Annotated in this window: 18 protein-coding genes and 1 pseudogene; 8 read left to right on the forward strand and 11 right to left on the reverse strand. The window is 63.2% G+C overall.

The window, feature by feature from the left end:
• Both P9220_RS25030 and P9220_RS25035 read right to left on the reverse strand, forming a co-directional pair.
• Complete coding sequence (locus P9220_RS25030; RefSeq protein ID WP_309768542.1) at positions 1–1113, reverse strand: zinc-binding dehydrogenase; 1113 nt, start codon at positions 1111–1113, stop codon at positions 1–3.
• 37 nt (positions 1114–1150) lie between these two features.
• Positions 1151–2596: an aldehyde dehydrogenase family protein gene (locus P9220_RS25035; protein ID WP_309768543.1), complete on the reverse strand. Its 1446-nt coding sequence runs from the start codon at positions 2594–2596 to the stop codon at positions 1151–1153.
• Positions 2597–2773: 177 nt separating this feature from the next.
• Between P9220_RS25035 and P9220_RS25040 the strand changes: the two genes are divergently transcribed.
• From P9220_RS25040 to P9220_RS25050, 3 genes are all read left to right on the forward strand, one after another.
• Complete coding sequence (locus P9220_RS25040) at positions 2774–3712, forward strand: LysR substrate-binding domain-containing protein (protein ID WP_309768544.1); 939 nt, start codon at positions 2774–2776, stop codon at positions 3710–3712.
• Between the two features lie 141 nt (positions 3713–3853).
• On the forward strand, positions 3854–5011 hold the full coding sequence (locus P9220_RS25045; protein ID WP_309768545.1) for a CaiB/BaiF CoA-transferase family protein: 1158 nt from the start codon (positions 3854–3856) through the stop codon (positions 5009–5011).
• Positions 5008–5955, forward strand: a complete 948-nt coding sequence (locus P9220_RS25050; protein WP_309768546.1) for a CoA ester lyase — start codon at positions 5008–5010, stop codon at positions 5953–5955. Before P9220_RS25045 ends, P9220_RS25050 begins: the two co-directional genes overlap by 4 nt.
• A 57-nt stretch (positions 5956–6012) precedes the next feature.
• Here the strand turns inward: P9220_RS25050 and P9220_RS25055 are convergent, their stop codons facing one another.
• The 5 genes from P9220_RS25055 to P9220_RS25075 all read right to left on the reverse strand — a co-directional run bounded on the left by P9220_RS25055 (position 6013) and on the right by P9220_RS25075 (position 10309).
• Entirely contained in the window at positions 6013–6780 is a 768-nt protein-coding gene (locus tag P9220_RS25055) for an SDR family NAD(P)-dependent oxidoreductase (RefSeq protein ID WP_309768547.1), read from the reverse strand.
• Between the two features lie 21 nt (positions 6781–6801).
• Positions 6802–7014 carry a hypothetical protein gene (locus P9220_RS25060; protein ID WP_309768548.1) on the reverse strand — a complete coding sequence of 71 codons (213 nt, stop codon included), beginning with the start codon at positions 7012–7014 and terminating at the stop codon, positions 6802–6804.
• Positions 7015–7367: 353 nt separating this feature from the next.
• Complete coding sequence (locus P9220_RS25065) at positions 7368–8690, reverse strand: MFS transporter (protein ID WP_309768549.1); 1323 nt, start codon at positions 8688–8690, stop codon at positions 7368–7370.
• A 60-nt stretch (positions 8691–8750) separates the two neighbouring features.
• Positions 8751–9113, reverse strand: a complete 363-nt coding sequence (locus tag P9220_RS25070) for a 5-carboxymethyl-2-hydroxymuconate Delta-isomerase (RefSeq protein WP_309768550.1) — start codon at positions 9111–9113, stop codon at positions 8751–8753.
• 17 nt (positions 9114–9130) lie between these two features.
• A complete protein-coding gene (locus P9220_RS25075) occupies positions 9131–10309 on the reverse strand; it encodes a mandelate racemase/muconate lactonizing enzyme family protein (protein ID WP_309768551.1) in 1179 nt (392 codons plus the stop codon).
• A gap of 140 nt (positions 10310–10449) precedes the next feature.
• Between P9220_RS25075 and P9220_RS25080 the strand changes: the two genes are divergently transcribed.
• Positions 10450–11199, forward strand: coding sequence for a GntR family transcriptional regulator (locus tag P9220_RS25080; RefSeq protein ID WP_309768552.1), 750 nt, complete (start codon positions 10450–10452; stop codon positions 11197–11199).
• A gap of 65 nt (positions 11200–11264) precedes the next feature.
• Here P9220_RS25080 and P9220_RS25085 read toward each other — a convergent pair whose 3' ends face one another.
• The 3 genes from P9220_RS25085 to P9220_RS25095 all read right to left on the reverse strand — a co-directional run bounded on the left by P9220_RS25085 (position 11265) and on the right by P9220_RS25095 (position 15541).
• A complete protein-coding gene (locus P9220_RS25085; protein ID WP_404980240.1) occupies positions 11265–13280 on the reverse strand; it encodes a TonB-dependent receptor in 2016 nt (671 codons plus the stop codon).
• A 265-nt stretch (positions 13281–13545) separates the two neighbouring features.
• Positions 13546–14067 carry a hypothetical protein gene (locus tag P9220_RS25090; RefSeq protein ID WP_309768554.1) on the reverse strand — a complete coding sequence of 174 codons (522 nt, stop codon included), beginning with the start codon at positions 14065–14067 and terminating at the stop codon, positions 13546–13548.
• Positions 14068–14119: 52 nt separating this feature from the next.
• Positions 14120–15541 carry an MATE family efflux transporter gene (locus P9220_RS25095; protein WP_309768555.1) on the reverse strand — a complete coding sequence of 474 codons (1422 nt, stop codon included), beginning with the start codon at positions 15539–15541 and terminating at the stop codon, positions 14120–14122.
• Between the two features lie 170 nt (positions 15542–15711).
• Here P9220_RS25095 and P9220_RS25100 point away from each other — a divergent pair, with 170 nt between their 5' ends.
• The 3 genes and pseudogenes from P9220_RS25100 to P9220_RS27120 all read left to right on the forward strand — a co-directional run.
• Positions 15712–16914 (forward strand): serine hydrolase domain-containing protein, encoded by a 1203-nt coding sequence (locus P9220_RS25100; protein WP_309768556.1) that lies wholly within the window; start codon positions 15712–15714, stop codon positions 16912–16914.
• 31 nt (positions 16915–16945) lie between these two features.
• Positions 16946–17521 carry a TetR/AcrR family transcriptional regulator gene (locus tag P9220_RS25105; protein WP_309768557.1) on the forward strand — a complete coding sequence of 192 codons (576 nt, stop codon included), beginning with the start codon at positions 16946–16948 and terminating at the stop codon, positions 17519–17521.
• 320 nt (positions 17522–17841) lie between these two features.
• Positions 17842–17994, forward strand: a pseudogene (locus tag P9220_RS27120) (porin); the annotation flags it as partial.
• 227 nt (positions 17995–18221) lie between these two features.
• On the opposite strand, the gene P9220_RS25110 reads toward P9220_RS27120, so the two are convergent.
• Positions 18222–19148, reverse strand: a complete 927-nt coding sequence (locus tag P9220_RS25110) for a LysR family transcriptional regulator (RefSeq protein ID WP_309768558.1) — start codon at positions 19146–19148, stop codon at positions 18222–18224.
• Between the two features lie 121 nt (positions 19149–19269).
• Here P9220_RS25110 and P9220_RS25115 point away from each other — a divergent pair, with 121 nt between their 5' ends.
• Complete coding sequence (locus P9220_RS25115) at positions 19270–20658, forward strand: M20 family metallopeptidase (RefSeq protein WP_309768926.1); 1389 nt, start codon at positions 19270–19272, stop codon at positions 20656–20658.
• Positions 20659–20682 lie beyond the last annotated feature (24 nt).

Raw genomic sequence — 20682 nt, forward strand, 5'->3', positions numbered from 1 at the left:
TCAGTCGACCGTGATGACAGGCTTCACCTCCTCAAAATTCTTCATGCGCGTGAGTGCGGTGTTGACCTCGTCGAGCGTGTAGCGGCCCGTGATCATTTCGTGGAACGGAAACGCGTGCTGGTGCTTTTCGAGGAACTGGAGCGCGAGCGAATAGCTGCGTGCATCGCCTGAAAAGGAACCGATGACCTGCAGGTTCTTCTTAACGATCATCGAGGGCGCGACCGTCGTCGATGCTTCGCCGAGCTGGCCGACCACCAGATAGCGGCCGCCCTTGCGGGCAAGCGCGAGACCTTCTGCGAACGCGGCGGGCACGCCGGTGAACTCCATCACGATGTCCGCGCCGCGGCCTTCGGTTTCGGCGAGCACCGCATCGAGCCGCTCCTGCGGCGTCGTGCCTTCCACGGCGATGCAGACATCCGCGCCGAAGCGCTCCGCCATTCTGAGCCGCGTGGAAGGCGAGCCGATCACGATGATCTTCTTCGCGCCGCGCACCCGTGCGTTGGCGGTCGCGAGCAGGCCGAGCGGACCCGCGCCCTGAATCAGCACCGTATCGGTCGGCTCGATTGCGCCGATCTGCGAGAACGCGTTCATCACCGAGCGCAGCGCGCAACTCGACAGGCTCGCGAGTTCGTTCGGCACCGAGTCCGGCACGCGCAGACGCCCCGCCTGCGGCAACACGTAGCCATATTGCGAGAAGCCGCCGAGCAGATACGGCGATTCCTCGATGTTCTCGTACATGTACGCGCGACGATTCGTGCAGAGCGTCGGCTTGCGCGCGGTCGTGCAGAAGTAGCAGCCGCCACAGGACGTATGCGTATAGACGATGCGATCGCCCTCCCTGAGCGGCGTGCCGACCGAATCGGTGGTCACGCCCGCGCCCGCGCGCACCACGCGGCCCACCATCTCATGACCGATGATCACGGGCAGATTCACCTTCAGCGAAAGCGAACCCTGCCACAGATGAACATCGGTGCCGCAAATCGAGCACATCTCGATCTTCACGAGCGCGGCGTTGGGCTCGGTCTCGCGCGGCAACGGCACCTCCTCGATCTTGAGCGGCGCCTTGAACTCACGCAGCACGGCTGCGCGCGAAAATTCCGGAACGGCTGTCATGCGCTTATGTCTCCTCGTCGATTGCATGCGCTCTGGATCAGCCGTGCTTCAGCACGACGGTCTTCGCGACGGTGTATTCCTTGAGCGCTTCCAGGCCCTTCTCGCGGCCGTGACCGCTGCGCTTCACGCCGCCGAACGGCAATTCGATGCCGCCGCCCGCGCCATAGTTGTTGATGAACACCTGCCCCACGCGCAGCTTCTTCGCGACGCGCATCTGCCGTGCGCCGTTCTCCGTCCACAGGCCCGCAACGAGTCCGTACGCGGTGCCATTGGCGATGGCGATGGCGTCGGCTTCATCCTCGAACGGAATAGCCGCGAGGACGGGACCGAACACTTCTTCCTGCGCGAGTTCGTGCGTCACCGGAACCGGCCCGAAAAGCGTCGGCGTAACGAAATAGCCGGTTTCGACGGCGCTCGTGTCGAGCGAGCCTTGCGCGATCACGCCAATGCCGTCCGCGCGTGCGCGATCGATGAAGCCCTTCACTTTCGTCTGCTGCGTGCCGTTGATGACCGGGCCGCACGGGAGATCCGCCGCCGGCGCACCGACGCGCACTTCCGACATCTTCTCCTTGAGCATCGCGACGAAACGGTCATATGCCGAACGTTGAATGAGCACGCGGCTGCCTGCCGAGCACGTTTGCCCTGCGTTCTGCGTGATGACACCGACGATCGTCTTCGCCGCGTTCTCGAAGTCGGCATCGTCGAACACGATCTGCGGTGACTTGCCGCCGAGTTCCAGCACACAGGGCACGTGGTTCTTCGCGGCTGCAGTCTGAATCAGCGTGCCGACTTCGGGAGAACCCGTAAAGGACAGGAAGTCGATATCGGAATGTTGCGACAGCGCCGCGCCCGCTTCCTCGCCGAGACCGGTCACGAGATTGATAACGCCCGAAGGCAAGCCCGCTTCATGCGCGAGCGCGGTGAGACGCATGCAGCTCATGCTCGCGTCCTCGGCGGGCTTGAGCACGACGGTGTTGCCTGTTGCGAGCGCGGGACCGATGGTGCGGCCGAACATCGATGCGGGATAGTTCCACGGAATGATCAGCCCGCATACGCCGCGCGGCTCGCGCTGCACGGTGACCTGAAAGCCGTCGAGGAACGGCAGCACGTCGCCGAGAATCTTGTCTGCGGCGCCCGCGTAGAACTCGAAATAGCGTGCGGTGGCGCGGATATCGGTGCGCGCCTGCGTGATCGGCTTGCCGGTGTCGCGCGCTTCGAGCTGCGCCAGTTCTTCGAGATTGTCCAGAATCAGCGCCGACAGCCTGCTCATGATGCGGCCGCGTTCGAAGCCGGCCATGGTGCTCCACGGACCGGCAAGCGCATCGCGCGCCGCCGCGACCGCGCGATCCACTTCCGGCTTGCCGCCGCGAGAGATCGAGGCAAAGACTTCGCCGTCGCTCGGCGAACGCACTTCAAGCGATCCCTTCGACTGTGCGGCGCCCCACTCGCCGCCGATGAAAATGGTACTGACCTCTGCTGGCATTGCTGTGTCTCCTGTTCGATATACGGTTGGCGATCGAAGTTATCGTCTTGCTTACGTGAAAAAAAGTATAGGGAGATCGCCCGAACCGCTACAAATACGAATTGGCAATAGAGGATATAATTGCTTCCTATATCCTGCGGCAATCCATGCAAAGGCTGCATAGGAGAGAAGACCAGAATGGACATTCGCCAGATGCGTTATTTCGTGGCCTGCGTCGATGCGGGAAGCCTCTCCAAGGCGGCGCTCGCCCTGTCCATCTCGCAGCCGTCGCTCAGTCAGCAGATCGCTGAAATGGAAAGCGATCTCGGCGTCCCGCTTCTCGTGCGCAGCTATTCCGGCGTCGCGCCGACCGAAGCCGGCGTGACCCTGTACCGTCACGCGCAATCCATCATCAAGCAGATCGCGCAGATGCGCGGCGACGTGAAGCGCGGCGAACATGCGCTTACCGGCCAGGTGGCCGTCGGCCTGCCGACGAGCGTCTCGTCGGTCCTCGCCGTGCCGCTTTTCGAGCGCATGCGCGCGACGTATCCCGGCGTCCAGTTGCAAATCTTCGAAAGCATGAGCGGCTATTTGAACGAGTTGCTCGCCAATGGCCGGCTGGACATTGCCGTGCTCTTTCGTGAGACCGAAACGCGCGGCGTATCGGTGATTCCGCTCTTCAACGAGCGTCTCGCCGTGCATGGCGCGGCGTGGGTCGGCAGTCCGCGTGCGAAAACCGTGCGGCTCGAACTGCTGTCCGGCGTGCCGCTCGTGCTGCCGGGCAAGTCGCACGGCTTGCGCTTGCTGGTCGAGCGCGCGTTCGATAGCGCGGGCCTCGATCTGAACGTGGTGGCCGATATCGATTCGCTTCCCACCATGCTCGAAATCGCGCGGCGTGGCGAAGCTGCGACCATCCTGTCGAGCTATCTCGGACGCGGACACGCCGGCAAAGGGCAAAGCACGCAAAAGGACCTGCTGACGCGCTTTCTCGTCGAGCCGACGATCGAACGCTCCGTCGCGCTGTGCCGCCTGAATGCCGTGCCGCAAACCGCGGCGTCGCGCGCGGTGCAGGAATGCATGGAGAAGATCGTCGCCGAAATGGCGCCGGACATCGACGGCGCCGCGAAGGAGAGATAAGCCGCCGGGCCGGGTATATTGGATTCGCCTATACCCCGTAGTTCCAAACAGTATTTCCTCCTTGAGCGTCACGCGCGCTACGATTTTTCGTACGGTGGCTGCACGGCCACAGACGTGACGCATACAACAAGGAGACAAGGCATGTCGCTTCCGCTTTCGGGCATCACGGTAGTGTCGCTTGAACAGGCCATTGCCGCGCCGCTCGCGTCCCGCCATCTCGCGGACTGGGGCGCGCGCATCATCAAGATCGAACGGCCCGGCAAGGGCGATTTCTGCCGCGACTACGACACCGTCATGAACGGCATGTCGAGCCAGTTCGTCTGGACCAACCGTTCGAAGGAAAGCGTCGCGCTCGATATCAAGAGCGACGAAGGCGCCGATGCCCTCTTCTCCCTGCTCGAAACCGCCGACGTCTTCCTGCAGAACCTCGCGCCGGGCGCGGCCGCGAAGCTCGGGCTCGACGCGAAGTCGCTCGTTGCGCGCTTCCCGCGGCTGATCGCATGCGACATTTCCGGCTACGGCAGCGGTGGTCCGTACAGCAGCAAGAAGGCGTACGACCTGCTCGTGCAATGCGAATCCGGCTTTCTCGCGATCAACGGCAGCGAAGCGGAGCCGGCCAAGTGCGGGCTCGCCATCGCGGATATCGCCACCGGCATGTATGCGCTGAACGGCGTGCTCATGGCGCTTTATCATCGCGAGCGCACGGGCAAGGGCACGGCGTTCGAGGTGTCGCTTTTCGATTCGATGACCGAATGGATGAGCTATCCCGCCTACTACGTCACAGGCAGCGGCAAGCCGCTCAAGCGCAACGGCATGCGTCACGCGACCATCGCACCATACGGACCTTTCCGCACGGGCGATGACCGCAGCATTTTCTTCGGCATCCAAAACGAGCGCGAGTGGCTGTCGTTCTGCGATGTCGTTCTGGGCGACGCCAGCATCGCCGTCGATGCGCGCTTCGACACGAATCCGCAACGCCTCGCCAATCGCGACGCCCTCGAAGCGCTGATCGAAGCCCGTTTCTCCGCATGGACGAGCGAGGACGTGCTCGCGCGACTCGATCGCGCCGCCATCGCCAATGCACGCATGAATTCGGTGGAAGAGTTCGTCGATCATCCGCAAGTCCATGCACGCAAGCGCACGCGCGAGATCGGCTCGCCGACGGGACCGCTTGCCACGTTCCTGCCCGCGATCACCATTGCCGACATGGAGCCGGTGATGAAGCCCGTTCCGGCTGTCGGCGAACATACGCAAAGTGTGCTCGATGAACTGCGCGCGAACAAACGGAGCGCCGCATGAGTGACGCAAACGAATATCGCCTGACGCGCACCGTGCTGGCGGTGCCCGCGAATCGCAGGCGTCATGTGGAATCGGCGGCGCGCTCATCGGCGGATGCGGTGTTTCTCGATCTCGAAGACGCCGTGCCCGAGTCGGAGAAGACGGAAGCGCTGCACGGCGCCGTGCGTGCGCTGCACGAACTGGACTGGGGCGCGAAGACCGTGCTCGTGCGCGTGAATGCATACGGCAGCCGTCATATCGACGATGAGATACGCACGCTCGCGCCGATCGCGCGGCTCGATTCCATCATCGTGCCGAAGGCCGAACGTCCCGCGCATATCGAAGCCATCACGCGCATGGTCGATGCCGCCGAAGGCGATGCGCGCGCCACGCCGCTCGCCATCGACCTGTTGATTGAAACCGCGCTCGGCCTCGTGATGGTCGAAGCGCTCGCGCAAAGCAGCACGCGCATTGCAGCGCTGCATCTCGGCGTCGGCGATTTCGCCGGCTCCATCGGTGCGCGCAGTGCGCAAATCGGCGGCTCCCCGGCGGGTTACCGGCAGACGTCGCTCATTGGCGAACGCTATGCCGAGACGCCGCTCGACCTCTTCGCCTATCCGATGATGCGCGTGCTCGTCGCCGCGCGCGCCTTCGGGCTGCGCGCCATCGACGGGCCGTGCGGCGCGTATCGCGATGAAACGCTCACGCGCGCCTGGGCGGAGAAAGCGGCTGCGCTCGGTTTCGACGGCAAGCAAGTGATTCACCCCTCGCAGATTGATGCGACGCGCGGCGCGTTCACGCCGTCGCCGGACGAGCTTGCGTTTGCGGCCCGCGTCGTGGACGCGATGCGGCAGGCGGAAGCCGACGGACGCGGTGCGGTATCCGTCGAAGGCAAGATGATCGACTATGCGAACCTGCGCATGGCCGAGCGCATATTGATGCTCGGCATGGCGGACCGCCGCTGAACGCTGCGCCGTCCGGCGATCGACCGGCGGCGCTTGCTCTCGCCTTCATTGCGCGGATCAGACCGCGCCCGCGCCCCACGACAGGAACCCGCCGTCCACCGGCAGCACCACGCCATTCGTATAGGCGGCTTCGTCCGACGCGAGATAACAAATTGCCGCGGCAATCTCCGATGTCGTGCCGTAGCGGCGCATCGGGATCGCGCGTGAGTATTCCTCGCGGAACGCATCGCTGTGCAGTGCTCGGGTCATGGGCGTATCGACAGGGCCAGGTGCGACCGCGTTCGCCGTGATGCCGTAATCGCACAACTCGACGGCCATCTGCCGCGTCAGCGCGATCACCGCGCCCTTAGACGTGCCGTACGCAGTGCGGCCCTTGCCGACCGCGCGCATGCCCGCCACCGAAGCGATATTGACGATACGTCCCCAGCGGCGCTCGACCATCAGCCGCGCGGCGTGCTGCGCGCATAGGAGGGTACCGGTAACGTTCACCTGCATCGTGTTGAGAAAGGCATCGAGCGGATAGTCGATGAACGGAACCAGCTTGGCGATGCCCGCACCGTTCACGAGGACGTCACATCGTCCGTGCGTTTTCGATATCTGTTCGAATGCGGAAGCGATGGACTCGGGCTTGCCGACATCCATCTGCAGCGCCGAAATCGACAACGCCTGCGCATTGAGGCGCGCAGCGGTTTCTTCGGCGCCCTCCCTGTCGAGGTCGGCCAGCACTACGTGATACCCGCGCTTGCCGAGTTGCTCTGCCGTTTCCGCGCCAATGCCCATTGCGCCGCCCGTCACCACCGCGACGCGTCCGCTCGTCTTCTCCACGTTGTCTCCGTTTATAAGCTGTCATGTGTGCGGCCCATTATCGGAGACGTGCCGGGGCTGCTCAATGGATATTAATGCAGCGTTTTGTGAGGAAACGTCACTGTCGAGCGTCGTCGACGCTTTGCCTTGCATCACCACCTTGTTCGCGATCATCAGTTGCGCTGCTTCTGCGAAGCTCGACCAGAACCCCGCAAAATGTCCGCGCCGCTCGAAGTCGATGAGCGTCGCGAACAACTGGTCGATTTGCCGATGGCCGCGTCTATCTGCAATGCGGCGCGGCCCGCGAGTTCGGGCGCGAGCAGCCAGGCCCAGCTTTCCCCCCGGCGATGAGCGTGGCGGACAACGCGTCTTCGAGATAAACGAAGCTGGCGTTGTGATTGATGGGCCGCATGCTGATGCGCCCGCTCGATTCGAAAGCAACCAGCGCTGAGGCCGCATGGGCAGCCCTCCTATCGCCGGTCGATGAGGCGATTGGCCTCTTCGCTCGCCGACGATTCGTCCGAGCCGGATTTTCTTCGATCACGCCTCGATGCTTTGCACGGCGAAACGCCGGAGGACGCAACACAGCGCTGGCGCTCCGACATCGTTCACTTCGCCTCGCGTGTATGGCGCATGCCGGAGTCGTCGTAAGCGGAGACGCGCTCTGCCTTGGTCTTCGACAACGCGATCGCCACGCCGCCCGCCATCGCCGAGACACCCAGCGCCAGCAGCGACAGCTTGTAGTCCGACGAGATCGATCGCACATAGCCGACCACCAGCGGCCCGAGAAACTGGCCGATCAGATTGCCGACGCCGCTCACGAACGCCACTGCGGGCATCGCCTTGCGCATCGGCAGGATCTCGGTCAGACGTGTGAACACGAGCGGCATCAGCATCTTCAACGTGAAGCCGAGCGCAATGAAAAGCGCAATTTGCAGCCAGAAAAGCGAAGCAGGCACGCAGGCCGCGGCGATCATCAACAAGCCGGTCAGCATCGTCGGCACCGCAGCGTGCCAGCGTCGTTCCTGCCCATGCCGGTCGGACCGGCGGCTGATGTAGTAGATGCCCAGCATCGACATCACGAAGGGCGCGCCCGCCAGAAAACCGATCGTCGTCTCGCTCAGCGTGCCGTAAGACTTCAACACCGACGGCAGCCACAGCGTCGTGCCATAGAGCAGGATCGTGTTGAGGCCGAAGCCGAGGGTCAACAGCCATACGGCCGGCTCGCTGAAGATTGTCCACCACGGATCGCTTTCGGGCTTGGCATAGGCAGCCTGCTCTTCCGTCAGATCGCGCTGAATGACCGCTCGATCAGCGTCGCCGAGCCAGCGCGCGAGATCGATGCCTTGCGGAATCGCGCGGAACCAGACGATGCAGAAGACCCACGCCGGTAAGCCTTCCGCGATGAGCATCACGCGCCAGTCGTAATGCGAGATCAACGCGCCTGAGATCGGACCGGCGAGGAAGCCGCCGAGCGGCGCGCCGAGATTCCAGATGCCGAACGCGCGCCCGCGCTCCGCTTTCATGAACCATTGCGCGAGGAGCATGGAGGTCGCCGCATAGACGGGACCCTCGGCGCAGCCGAGCAGAATACGCACGGACAGAACTTGCCGGAACGAATGCGCGAAGCCGGTGAGCATCGCCGCGCCGCCGAACAGCACGAGGCATATCGCGACGAGCCGCCGCGCGCCGAACTTGAGCGCGAGCCACCCGGCGAGCAGTTGCGTGAACGCGTAACCCCAGGCGAAAGCGCCGCCGATCCATCCGGCCTGCAAGGATGTGAGGCCGAGTTCCTTCGACATGTGCGGCAGCGCCATCGCGATGTTCACACGGTCGAAGTAGGACAGCATGTAGACGGCGAATGTCATCGGCAACACGATCAGCCAACGATTCCTGCCGACGCTCGGCGTCTCTGTCGCCAATGGGTTCACGGCGGTCTCCTGTTAGTTTGTTTTGATTTCACGGCACTCGTGACACGCAGACCGCACGCGTCAGAGCGCTTCCTTCACGTATGAGCCGCTGTCCATTTCGACGATCTCCACGCTCAGCTTGACGAGCCTGTCCGGCGACCGGCGGCATCGCGCGCGCAGGACGTTAGCGATCAGCGATGCGAGCCGCGCGCGCGTCTCCACGTCGCGCCCCGGCAGCAAGCGCAACTGGGCATGCACGTAGCCGCGTGGCGCGTTCGCCGCGCCGACGCGCACCGCGTCGCAGCGCGTGACGCGCGATTTCAGATCGGCTTCGTCCCTGATCGCGCCGCTTGCAACGAGCGCTTCGTTGAGTTCGGCGAGCAGCGGCGCGAGGTCGCCGTCGTCGAGCACACCCGGCGAATAATCGATGATGAGATGAGGCATGACGGGCGTTCCTCGCGTTACTGGTCCATCGGCGCGCCATCGACCGTGCGGCGCATCGATACGGGCCGGTAAAGGGGCTCGCGCAGCGTCTCGACATCGTCATGCAGCTCCACGCCGATCCCCGGCGCATCCGTCACGGCGATGAACCCTGCTTGCGGCACCGGATGATGCTTGACGAGGTCCGAGCCGAGCAGCTTCTGCCCGGACTTGAGCACGAGATTCTCGAAGCCGGTCGGATACTCCTGGATCGCAAAGTTCGGCACGGCCGTGGCGACCTGCATGCACGCGGCCAGACTGATCGGCGAGAGCGGATTGTGAGGGGCGATATCGACGTTCTGCGCTTCGGCGAGCGCCGCGATCTTCTTCGCGCCGGTGATGCCGCCGCACACGCACACCGACGTGCGGGCATAGCGCACGCCGCCGCCCGCGAGCTGCATGTGGAATTCGGCGGGCGTCGAAAAACGCTCGCCGGTCGCGATCGGGACGCGAATCGCGTGGCCGACCGTCGTCATCTGCGGATAGAACTCGGGGCGCAGCGGGTCTTCGAGCCACATCGGCGTGAGCGGCTCGAGCACCTGACCGATCGCGATCGCCTCGGCCGGCGACAGGCGCCGATGCATCTCAATGAGCAGATCGACATCTGGACCGACGGCCTCGCGGAAAGCCATCACGCGCTCCTTCGCGTCGCGCACCTTGCCCGCGTGTGAGCGGAAATACGCTTCCCCCTCGGGTTCATCGAGGAACGGGTTGATGTGACCGACCGCGGTGAAGCCCTCGCCGCGCAGACGCCGGCAGTCGGCCAGGACTTCTTCCAGCGTCTCGGCGTAGACGTGACCATAGACGCGCAGCTTGTTCCGGTACGCGCCGCCGAGCAGTTGCCACACGGGCGCCTGGAGACGCTTGCCCAACAGGTCCCACAACGCGATGTCGATCGCCGATACCGCCGCGTTCACCGCCGTGCCGCGGAAGTGCGAGAAGCGCTGCATCACGTTCCAGTGCAGTTCGATCTGGTTCGCGTCCTGCCCGACGAGATACTTGCCGAACTTCTCGAGCGCGGCCTTGGCGGCTTCGATATGCCCCCACGAGCCGGCCTCGCCGTAACCGGTCAGTCCGGCTTCGGTGCGGATGCGTGCATAGAGGAACTGGCCGATGTGCAGAGCTTCGACGGAGGTGATGCGATGGACGTTTCGATTCATGAAGGGTCTCGACTGCGTGATGGTCGGGTCGCGGACGGACGAGCCGCCCGGCGAGCGTCGAGATGAACTTTATGAACAAGTCCGCTGCTTGGGAATCAAATTCTATAGTGTTGCTTCTGCATTCTATATAGAATTCGCCAATGGACTCTCTCGACCTCAGCCCCGCTTTCGTGCGCCTCGCCCGGCACATTCGTGAACGTATCGTCGGTGGCGAATGGCTGCCGGGGCAGTTGCTTCCGGGGGAAGAGGCGCTTGCGAAAGAGTTGAAGGTCAGCGTCGGAACCGTGCGCAAGGCCTTCGACGTACTGAGCGGACAGGGCCTCGTCACGCGGCATCGCGGGCGCGGCACGTTCGTCGCCCGGGCCACGAACGAGCGCGCATTCACGAGCTTCTTTCGTCTCGTGGAGCGGCGCAGTGGCGTCAAACGCCTGCCGGTCGACACCATTCTGTTGCGCGAACGCGCCCCGGCCGATGCCGCGGAGTGCGCGGCGCTCAAGCTCGAGCCGGCGTCGCTGGTGTATCGGCTGCGCCGGCGGCGCGCACTGGACGAGACGCCGCTCGTCGTCGAGACCATCACGTTTCCGTACAGCCGGGTCGGCGAACGCGAATGGGGCGACGATTGCGCGAGCGCGCATCTCGTGTATTCGTTTCTCGAGCAGCAGTGCGGCGTATCGGTCAGCCGCGTGGAGGACCGGCTTCAGGCCTGCCTGCTGCCTGAGGATGTGGCACAAGACTTCGGCCTGCCGGCAGGGCATCCGGTGCTGCTGTCCATCCGGACGGCCTTCGATCTGCGCGGCGCTCCGGTGGAGTATCGCCGCTCGTGGATGGTCACCGATACCCAGGACTATCTGAGCGAATTGCGCTGGGTCGCGGGAGACGACGGACATTGACGTCGTAGTGTGAACGTGCGATCTGCGCCGCCATCTCGGCCGACGATGCGCGCGGACCGTCCAGGCTAGAACGTCGTGCGCAGGCCGACCATCACGCTGCGGGCGCCTTCGGGCGCGATATCGCGCACGACCGAGCTTGCATAACGGATGTCCTGGTTGGTCAGGTTGTCCCCGCGCACATACGCGAGCCAGTTCGTCGCGCCGACGTGGAACTTGTACGTGAGCATCACGCCCAGCCGCGTGTAGCTCGCCGTCGGCAGATCGTTTTCGGGCACGCGATGCTGCGCCCACGCGTGCTCCATCTCCGCGCGCGCGCCGAACGGTCCATAGCCGTAGTCGAGCGCGACCGTCGCCCGCAGCGGCGAGATGCGCGGCAGCGGCTGACCGGTGTCTATGTTGCGGGCATGCGTGTAGTCGCCGATCAGCGAGACATCGACCTTGTGCGCGCCTTGCTCGAAAACCCGCCACTTTCCATCGAACTCGATGCCGTACAACTCCGCGCGCACGCCGCGATAGACCGCTTCGTTCAGCGCGTCGCCTGTGCCGGGCGGCACGACTTCGTCGCCGTCGTCCACCAGGCGTCCGGTGTTGTACTCGGTCAGGTAATTTTCGAAGCGGCTATAGAACGCGCCGATGCTGCCCCGGTTCGGCCCGCTCGCAAAACGCAGCGACAGATCGGCCGAGACGGCCTTTTCCTTCTGTGCCTCCGGATTGCCGATCAGGTACTGACCGGTCGCATCATGCGGCCCGTTGGCGAAGAGTTCGTACAGCGCGGGCGCGCGTTCCGTATAGGCGACGTTGCCCGCCACCGACCACGCGGGCGTCAGCTTGTACAGCGCGCCGAGCGACGCGCTGACCGCGTTGAAATCGCGATCCGCGGCGCTCGCGAACTTGTCGTTGCCCGCCGCGGCCGGGTCCTGCTTCACATGTTCATAGCGTGCGCCCGCGCTGAGGTTGAGCGCATCCGCGACCTTCCATTCTTCCAGCGCGAACAGCGCGATGTTGGTCGTCTGCGTGGTCGGCACGAGCGTCTCGTCGCCGAGCGCGGAGAACGTGTTCTGGCTGATCTGCACGCCGATCGCGCCTTCGAGCGGACCGATCTTGCGATGCTGCGCCTCCAGCCGCGCTTCATAGCCGTGATTGCGGAATGTCGTGCCGGTCTCGCCGTTGTCGATTTCCCTGTGCTCGTAGTCCGTGTAGCCGAAGTCGAATTTCAGTTGCGAAAACGGCCCCTGAAGATTGCGCACTTCGGACGCCACCGCGACGTGATCCTGATGCATGCGCAGCCGCACATCGTCTTCGGCGACGGAGCCGTAGTTCGCTTCGTAGCCGTTGTACGACACGCCCGCGTAGCCATCGGCCCACGTGTACGACGTACCGAGCGCGCCTCCGTGCCACCGGCCGTCGCTGTTCGGAATGCTGCCGTAGGCCTGGTCGGCGTCGGGGCCGTCGAGCGCGCGCTGACGATCGGAATGCGCGAAGCCCGGTATGCGCTTCTTGCTCGTTTCGCGATCGAATGCATCGACATGAAAGGCGAACTGCCCGTTGCCGCCTTCGACCATTGCTGCGCCGGCGCGCGCAAGGTTGGCGCCGCCGTAGCTCGCATCGAGAGCACCGTCCACGCCCTTGATCGGCTCGCGCGGGATGCGGTTATCGATTGTATTGACCACGCCGCCGATCGCATTGCCGCCGTACAGCAGCGCCGCCGGTCCGCGCACGATCTCGACACGCTCGACGGTTAGCGGCTCCTGCGGCACGGCGTGGTCATACGAGAGCGACGAGGCGTCCCAGGCTGCGACGCCGTTCTGCAGCAGGCGAATGCGGTCGCCATCCATGCCTCGGATGATGGGACGGCCGACCATCGGTCCATACGTCGTGGTCGATACGCCCGGCAGACCGTTGAGTGTCTCGCCGAGCGAGTTCGTTTGCCGGCGCGTCAGCTCATCTCCGAATAGCGCCGTCGCCGGAGCGATGAGGTCGGTGTCGCCGAGGGGATTGGCGGTCACGAAAACCGGGGAGAGCGCGTCACCAGGAATTGGAGAGCCGCTGACAGCCGCGTTCTGCTGTGCATGGCAATGAATGCGAAGCAAGCCAGCGATAGCGGTGAGAAATGAAGGATTCGTCTGGGCAGGTGCTTGAGGTTTTTATTCACGGTCGACTGTCCGGTTTTTACTGTGGCTCCTCCGCGCTGTGAGTGTAACGATATAACATTGCACTCACAGCGCGGCACATGCATCGACAGACCTCTCGCCGATGCGCGGGTGCAATGTTATATTGTTGCATCCCGTAGGTAAACGGACGTTCGTCGGATGCAATCTGCCGACGGAAGCGGAACTGCAACCTGGCTCATTTCGGAATTGAGAACGCACTCATGAGCGTGTTGACTCCTTCAAAGTGAGCCTCGATTTCTGTGAGACGCTCGTGAGAAACGGTTCCACCCATTCCGTCAATCAACTTCAAAAGCGGGTCGGGCGAGCCCGCCGCGCCCCACTGTCCCTCCGGTACTTCGACGACGTGCACCCAGATGCCGGTGCCGTCATCCGACGGATCGACGACTAGCGCGTCGCGAAGATGCGCGGTGATCTCGGCAATCGCGCGAAGCTTGAGATCCGTGTTGAGGAACGCCTCGGGCGCGATGATGCGAGCAAAACACATCGTGCGGCCACGCACGTAGGTGTGATCGAACCGGCCGCCGACGGCCCAGTCTTGCGTCGGTAAAACGCGAAACCATATCCAGTCGCGCAGAGAGGCCGCCTCGGTCGGACCGCCGATTTCGATGTCGAGCATTGCTTTCGACAATGCCTGTGCAAGGGACTCTTTCGTCCGGGGCGGATTGGGTTCTCGGGTCGTGACTTCGATGAATGGCACTTCGACGCTCCTTTCGGTGAAGGTGGCTCGATCGACAGGACGACGCAAGCGGTCAGCTCCGCCCGCGCCGGCCCCAGTCTGCGCGGATCGTCCATCCGGTCAGGATAAGCCCGTACATCACGAGTCCAGCGGCGATTGCAGCGAACAGCCACAGCACTGAACCGGTCAGCGTCAGTGCAAACCATCCGCCTCCCGCCACCAGTAGCAGCCGGGCCAGACCGCCTAACACGGGCCATAGCAAGGTCCCGGCGCCCTGGTTCGCGAAATACAGCGCAAAGCCAAAGCCGTACAGCCCATAAAAAGGCCCGACCACGCGCAGATAGGTGGATCCCGCGGCAATCATCGCCGGGTCGGAGCCGAACAGGCGCAGCCACAGCGCGGGGACAAATGCCGCCGTCAACCCGAGCCCCTCCGTCATGACGAAACAGACCGCTCCGCCGATCAGCGCGATCGACCGCGCCCGCGGACCGCGCGCCGCGCCCACATTCATGCCGACCATTGCGACCAGCGTGCCGCCTACGCCAAAGACCAGCGGGACCAGCAGATACTCGAGACGGGCGCCGGTGCCGAAACCGGCGACCTCGGCTGCACCGAATCGATGACCTATCAGCGCGGTGGCGGAGGCGATCGTTGCGTTGGTGACAACGGAAGACAGCGCGGCGAGCGCGCCCACGCGCAGAATCTTCGAGAACACCTGAGCGCGTAGACGCACCCACCGGAACCGCGCGGCATTGCGGCCGCTCAGGATGTACCAGCCGAAGAACAGCGCGCCGCAGAAGTAGTAGAGCAGCAGCGCGACGCCACCGCCTGCTACGCCGATGCGCGGGAATGGCCCAATACCGAAGATCAGCAACGGCGATAACGGCACCAGTATCAACACACCGCCGCACATGCCTATTGCGGGAATGGTCAGATTGCCGGTGCCTCGAATCACGGCAGCAAGTGCGTTCATGATCCACAGAACCGGCATGCCGAGAAAAACGACGTTCGAATAGGTCAGCGCCGCGCTGAGCGATGCGCCCTCACCGCCCAGCGCCCGATAGAGGGACGGCCCGCAACTGAGGATGACAACCGAGCAGACAAGCCCGAGCCCGCCCGTCAGCACGATAGCGTGAAGCACCAGCGCATCCGCCTCGTCACGCCGGTCACCGCCGATCGCCCTTGCGATCGCCGACGAGATGCCGCCTCCGAATGCGCCGCCGGACACCGTCTGCATCAGCATCAGCACCGGGAACACGATGGCCATCGCGGCGAGGACATCGGTGCCGAGCCGTGACAGATACCAGGTTTCAATAAGTCCGGTCGCCGCCTGCGCGACCATGATGATCACGTTGGGCCAGGACAGGCGGACCACGGTCGAAAGAATCGGCCCATCGAGAAGCAGCGTGCGACGCAGCGCATGTCGGTCGGCAACAGCACCGCTCACGACATCTTGCGCGCGCAGGTCTCCCGAGCCGGAAGAACGCGTGTTCATCAACTCTCCTGAAGCTCCGCGACGTCGTGTCACGCCGCCGGAAAGTCGCCATCTTAAATTTGAGCTACTAGTCGGTCAAGCGAAGCAAAGCTTGTTGACCGACTAGTAGCTCAAATGCTAACGTGCAGTCCAGTTGGGCGCTCGGCCCTGACTTTCCATGAGGTAGCAACGTGGCAAATGACCTTTCGATCGCGGCCCGGCTCGACTTCAAGCCACTCGACAATCAGCTGGGCGACGCCATCCGCAACGGCGTCGCGCCAGGTGTGGTCGCGATCGCGGCAATGCCTGACGGCATCATCTACGAAGGCGCGTTCGGCAACGCGGGCCTGGACGACGATGCGCCGATATCGCCGGACACGGTGTTCTGGATCCTGTCGATGACAAAGGCCGTGACAGCCGCAGCCTGTATGCAAATGATCGAGCAGGGCCGTCTGCATGTCGATCAACCTGCGGCAGAAATACTGCCGGCGCTGGCGTCGCCGCAGGTACTGGAAGGCTTTGCGCCGGACAACACGCCGCTCCTGCGTCCGGCGAAGCGCCCGATCACGGTTCGCCACCTCCTTACGCACACCTCCGGCCATACCTACTCGTTGTGGAGCGAAGCGCTCGCGCGCTACGAGGAGGTCACCGGCACGCCAGTCATTTTCTCGGGCAAGAACGCGGCGTTCGACGTACCGCTGGAATTCGATCCCGGCGAGCGATGGCACTACGGGATCTCGCTGGACTGGGTCGGCAAGCTCGTGGAAGCGGTCAGCGGTCAATCGCTGGACGTGTATTTCCGCGAGAACATCTTCTCTCCATTGGGGATGAAAGACACCGGCTTCGTGATCGGCAGCGAGCAAAGGCGCAGGCTTGCGACGGCTGCACAACGGCAGCCGGATGGTTCCTTAATGTCGGAACCCTATGAGCCGCCCCAACGGCCCGAATTCTTCATGGGCGGCACGGGTCTGTTCAGCACACCCCGGGACTATCTGACTTTCCTGCGCATGCTGCTGCAGGGCGGTAGCCTCGACGGCGTTAGAATCCTGAAGCCGCAGACCGTTGCCGCGATGATGAGCAACCAGATCGGGGACCTTAACGTCGAAAAGATGGTCAGCCCCCGCCCCGCACGTTCGAACGACTTCGATCTCTTTCCCGGCATGAAGCACAAATGGGGCTTTTCATTCGACATCAACGCGCAACCCGGCCCCTTCGGTCGAAGTGTAGGCAGTGCCGCGTGGGCGGGCGCGTTGAACACCCACTACTGGATTGATCCCGTGAAGCGGGTCACCGGCGCACTGTTCACTCAGGTGTGGCCGTTCTACGACGACCAGGTGGTCGGTTTATTCAACAGATTCGAGCAAAGCCTGTATCGGGCCATCGAGAAAGGCTGATCGGCGCTGCTCGTTGCAAGGAAGATTCGTGATGTCAAAGCCGTCGAAGCGTGAGCAGTTGCTTGAAGCGACAAAAGATCTCCTCTGGGAAGTCGGATTTGAAGCGATGTCGCCACGCGATATTCAGGAGCGTAGCGCTGCCAGGCCCGGCAGTCTCTACCATCACTTTCCGTCGAAGCTCGCGCTTGCCGGCGAAGCGATGAGCGAGATCGCGCAGAAGGACATCGCCAGAATCGACGAGTTCTTCGCCGTTGATGCCCCTCCTCTCGACACCGTGAAACGCTATCTTCGTCTCGAACGGGACAGCGTTCGCGGATGCAGGTTCGGGCGTCTGGTCAACGAGGCTTCCATCGAACATGACGAACTGCGCCGGCCCGTCACCGCGTTCTTCGACACCATCCGACGGAACCTGACCGACAAGCTATCTCAGGCGAAGGCCGAAGGAACACTGCCGCAGCGCGTCGATCCCGAGAAGCTCGCCCTCACACTTCTTGCTCTGATTCAGGGCGGGGCCATTCTCGCCCGGTCGTATCAGGATGAGTCGCTCGCCCGGCAAGCGATCGAAGGCGCGCTTTCGCTGCTCGCGCACGCCACGCAACAGAGCTGACCCACGCAACGACCCGAATGAGCGGTCGTCATACATTTATTTAGGATGTCTTTATATGACACATCTGTATGAGCTTTAATCGGCTCTATATATTGCCGGGCAGTGGCTCGTCATCATGGGGTTGCGGCGGTTTGGGGGCTCCTGGTTTCACAGCAGCCACAAGGGACGGTCATCAGGCACATGAAACTTCGATGATCGCGTGCGTCGCCATCCCTGCGTCGGCGCACGTTAGCAAGTAGGATTGCACCGCTGGTCGGTGAGTCATTGCTCACAGATGAGCAATCCGTTAGCCGGTTTTCGACCACTACCCTTCGACCACCGGCGTCGCGACCGGATCTATCCATCGTTTCCGTGCGGACAGCGCGGATTGGGGTTCGAGCTTGTGGGGTTTGAAAAGCGCATAAGACCTCGGTTACGACCACGAAGCAGTTTTCCAGTTGGAAGGCAGCTTCAACGCGAAAGGCGGTGGACTGCATGTCGTGCGCGCTCGCCGTTACGAATCAGCTACACCAGAAACCCTGGGTCGAGCATGTACAACGAAGCAATGGCTTTCGTTGAGGCCCTTTCAACGCACGCGATATTTCGGGCCGACTAATGACCATGTCTAACAGTCGATTTACAGCAATTCGTTAGAGAAGTTGCCGATCGGCCAGCGCCTCACCGTGCGACTCCATGCCGACTTCTCCCGCCCGCACGCAGCTCATCGGCCGCGCAGTTCAGAAGAGGTCCGCTTCAAATCCGCAATGATCCACTGCAGACATTCTTCGGCCAGCGGATCGAGCTGTCTTCCGGCAAGCGACATCACCTGCAATCGCCGCTGCGTGAGCAAGGGATTATCGAACGCAATTGCGGTCAATTCGTCGCCAGCGAGTCGCTTGGCAACCGACACATACCCGGACGGCATGATCGCCTCCGGGATCGCCTGCGCAAAGCGGTATAGGGCTGCAACATAGCGACTCGTCATCATCGGCAATATCTCTATGCCTTCGACATCGCACGCGATATCGAATAACTGACGATTGGTTGTCCCTTTGTCCTGCAGCAGCACGGGAAAGGCAGTCAGATCCCTAAGAGCGATCTTCGAGCGCCGGGCGAGTGGATGCGCGCGATGCATCAGCGCCATTACCGGCGCGCGCTGCGTGAACTCCACCACCACACCGGCCTCCGGTTTGAAGCTGAACGCCAGCGCAATTGATGCCTCCCCCGACAGTAGCATCTGGCTCGCGCGATCGGATTGCACCACTTCGAGTTGAATCGCCACATCGGCATGATTTGCGCAGAACGCAGCCAGTGACACGGGCAAGAAATCGAACGCAAAGCCTTCGGTGCAGGCGATAGTCAACGTGCGTGCCCGCCGCCGCTCTTCGCCCTGAATCTCTTCGAATACCGCTTCCGCATCGGCTAACGTGCGCTGCGCATGACGCAGCAAAAGCCTTCCCGCATGCGATAAAACCATGCCGCGCGCATGGCGCTCGAATAAAGAAACGCCGAGATCGCCCTCCAGCTTTGCGATATGACGGCTCAAAGCCGACACAGTCAGACCAAGCTTCTCGGTCGCGGCGCTCAGTGAACCAGCCTGCGCCACCACCGAAAAATAGTAAAGCGACGGCTCAAGCAGCTTGCGCATGACAGAGTACCGGCAATGACAGAGGTTTGAGTAAAACGCAAATGTACCTTGTTTGATTGCGAATACACAAATACTTCGATAGGGCTAACCTGAATCCAGGATGACCCACACACCTCACGACATGTCCCGACAAAGCGCCCTCGCCCTCGCCCGTTCGCACTTCGACAGCGGCGATTTCTTAGCCACGCTGAGCCGCCGCGTGGCGCTCGCAACAGAAAGCCAGCGCGCCGACGCAGCGCCGCTTCTGCGCCGTTACCTCACCGAAGAAGTCGAAAGTTCGCTCGCAAAGCTCGGCTTCGTATGCGAGATCGTCGATAACCCCGTGGCGGGCATGCCGCCATTTCTCTTGGGCGAACGCATCGAGTCGCCGGACCGCCCGACCGTGCTGCTCTATGGACACGGCGACGTGATCGATGGCGATGCACGGAACTGGACGAACGATCGTTCGCCATGGCAAGTGCGAGTTGAGGGCGATCGCTGGTATGGACGCGGCATCGCGGACAACAAGGCGCAACACTCGATCAATCTCGCCGCGCTCGCGGCTGTCTTTGCCGAGCGCGGCGAACTTGGCTTCAACGCGAAGATCATCTTCGAAATGGGCGAGGAAGTCGGCTCGCCTGGCCTCAATGCGATGTGCGAAAACATGCGCGAGCGCCTGTCGGCTGACCTGTTGATCGCATCGGATGGGCCGCGCCAGCGCGCTCCAGCGCCGACGATCTTCCTCGGCTCCCGCGGCGCACTGCATTTTCGCTTGCGCGTGAACAACCCCGCCGGCGCGCGTCACTCGGGCAACTGGGGCGGCGTGCTCGCGAATCCCGCAACCGTGCTTGCCAACGCGCTCGCAAGTCTCGTCGATGGCAACGGCCGCATCCGCATCAACGGGCTCTTGCCGCCACCGATTCCGCCGCAAGTGCGCGCGCGCGTCGCACAACTCGAAGTGGGCGCGGACGAAGGCGATCCGGCGTTGTCGTCGAACTGGGGTGAGCCCGGACTCACGCCCGCCGAGCGCGTGTTCGCTTGGAACACGCTCGAAGTGCTCGCGATGAATGCGGGCAATGTGACGAACCCCGTCAGTGCGATCCCGCGTGCGGCCGAAGCGGTATGCCAGCTACGCTTCGTCGTCGGCACGGAATGGCTGCGGGCGAAAGAGCTCATCGAGCAACATCTGGCGCGCGAAGGTTTCAACGGCATCGAAGTGTCGATAGAAGCATCGGGCGCCGCGACGCGCCTGGATCCGAACGATCCGTGGGTCGCGTTCACCGAGCGGTCGATCGAGGCATCGACGGGAAAACCCGTGACGCTCTTGCCGAATCTCGGCGGCACCATTCCCAACGAATGCTTCGCCGACACGCTGAATCTCGCGACCATCTGGATTCCGCACTCGTATCCCGGCTGCCGTCAGCATGCGCCCGATGAACACGTGCTCGCACCCGTGATGCGCGAAGCGCTGCAATTGATGACCGGCGTGTTTTGGGACCTCGGCGAGTCCGACGTCCCTGCCGCGCGCTAACTCCACAACGAAACTTCGGAACGC

Source organism: Caballeronia sp. LZ016 (genome assembly GCF_031450805.1).
Classification (GTDB): domain Bacteria; phylum Pseudomonadota; class Gammaproteobacteria; order Burkholderiales; family Burkholderiaceae; genus Caballeronia.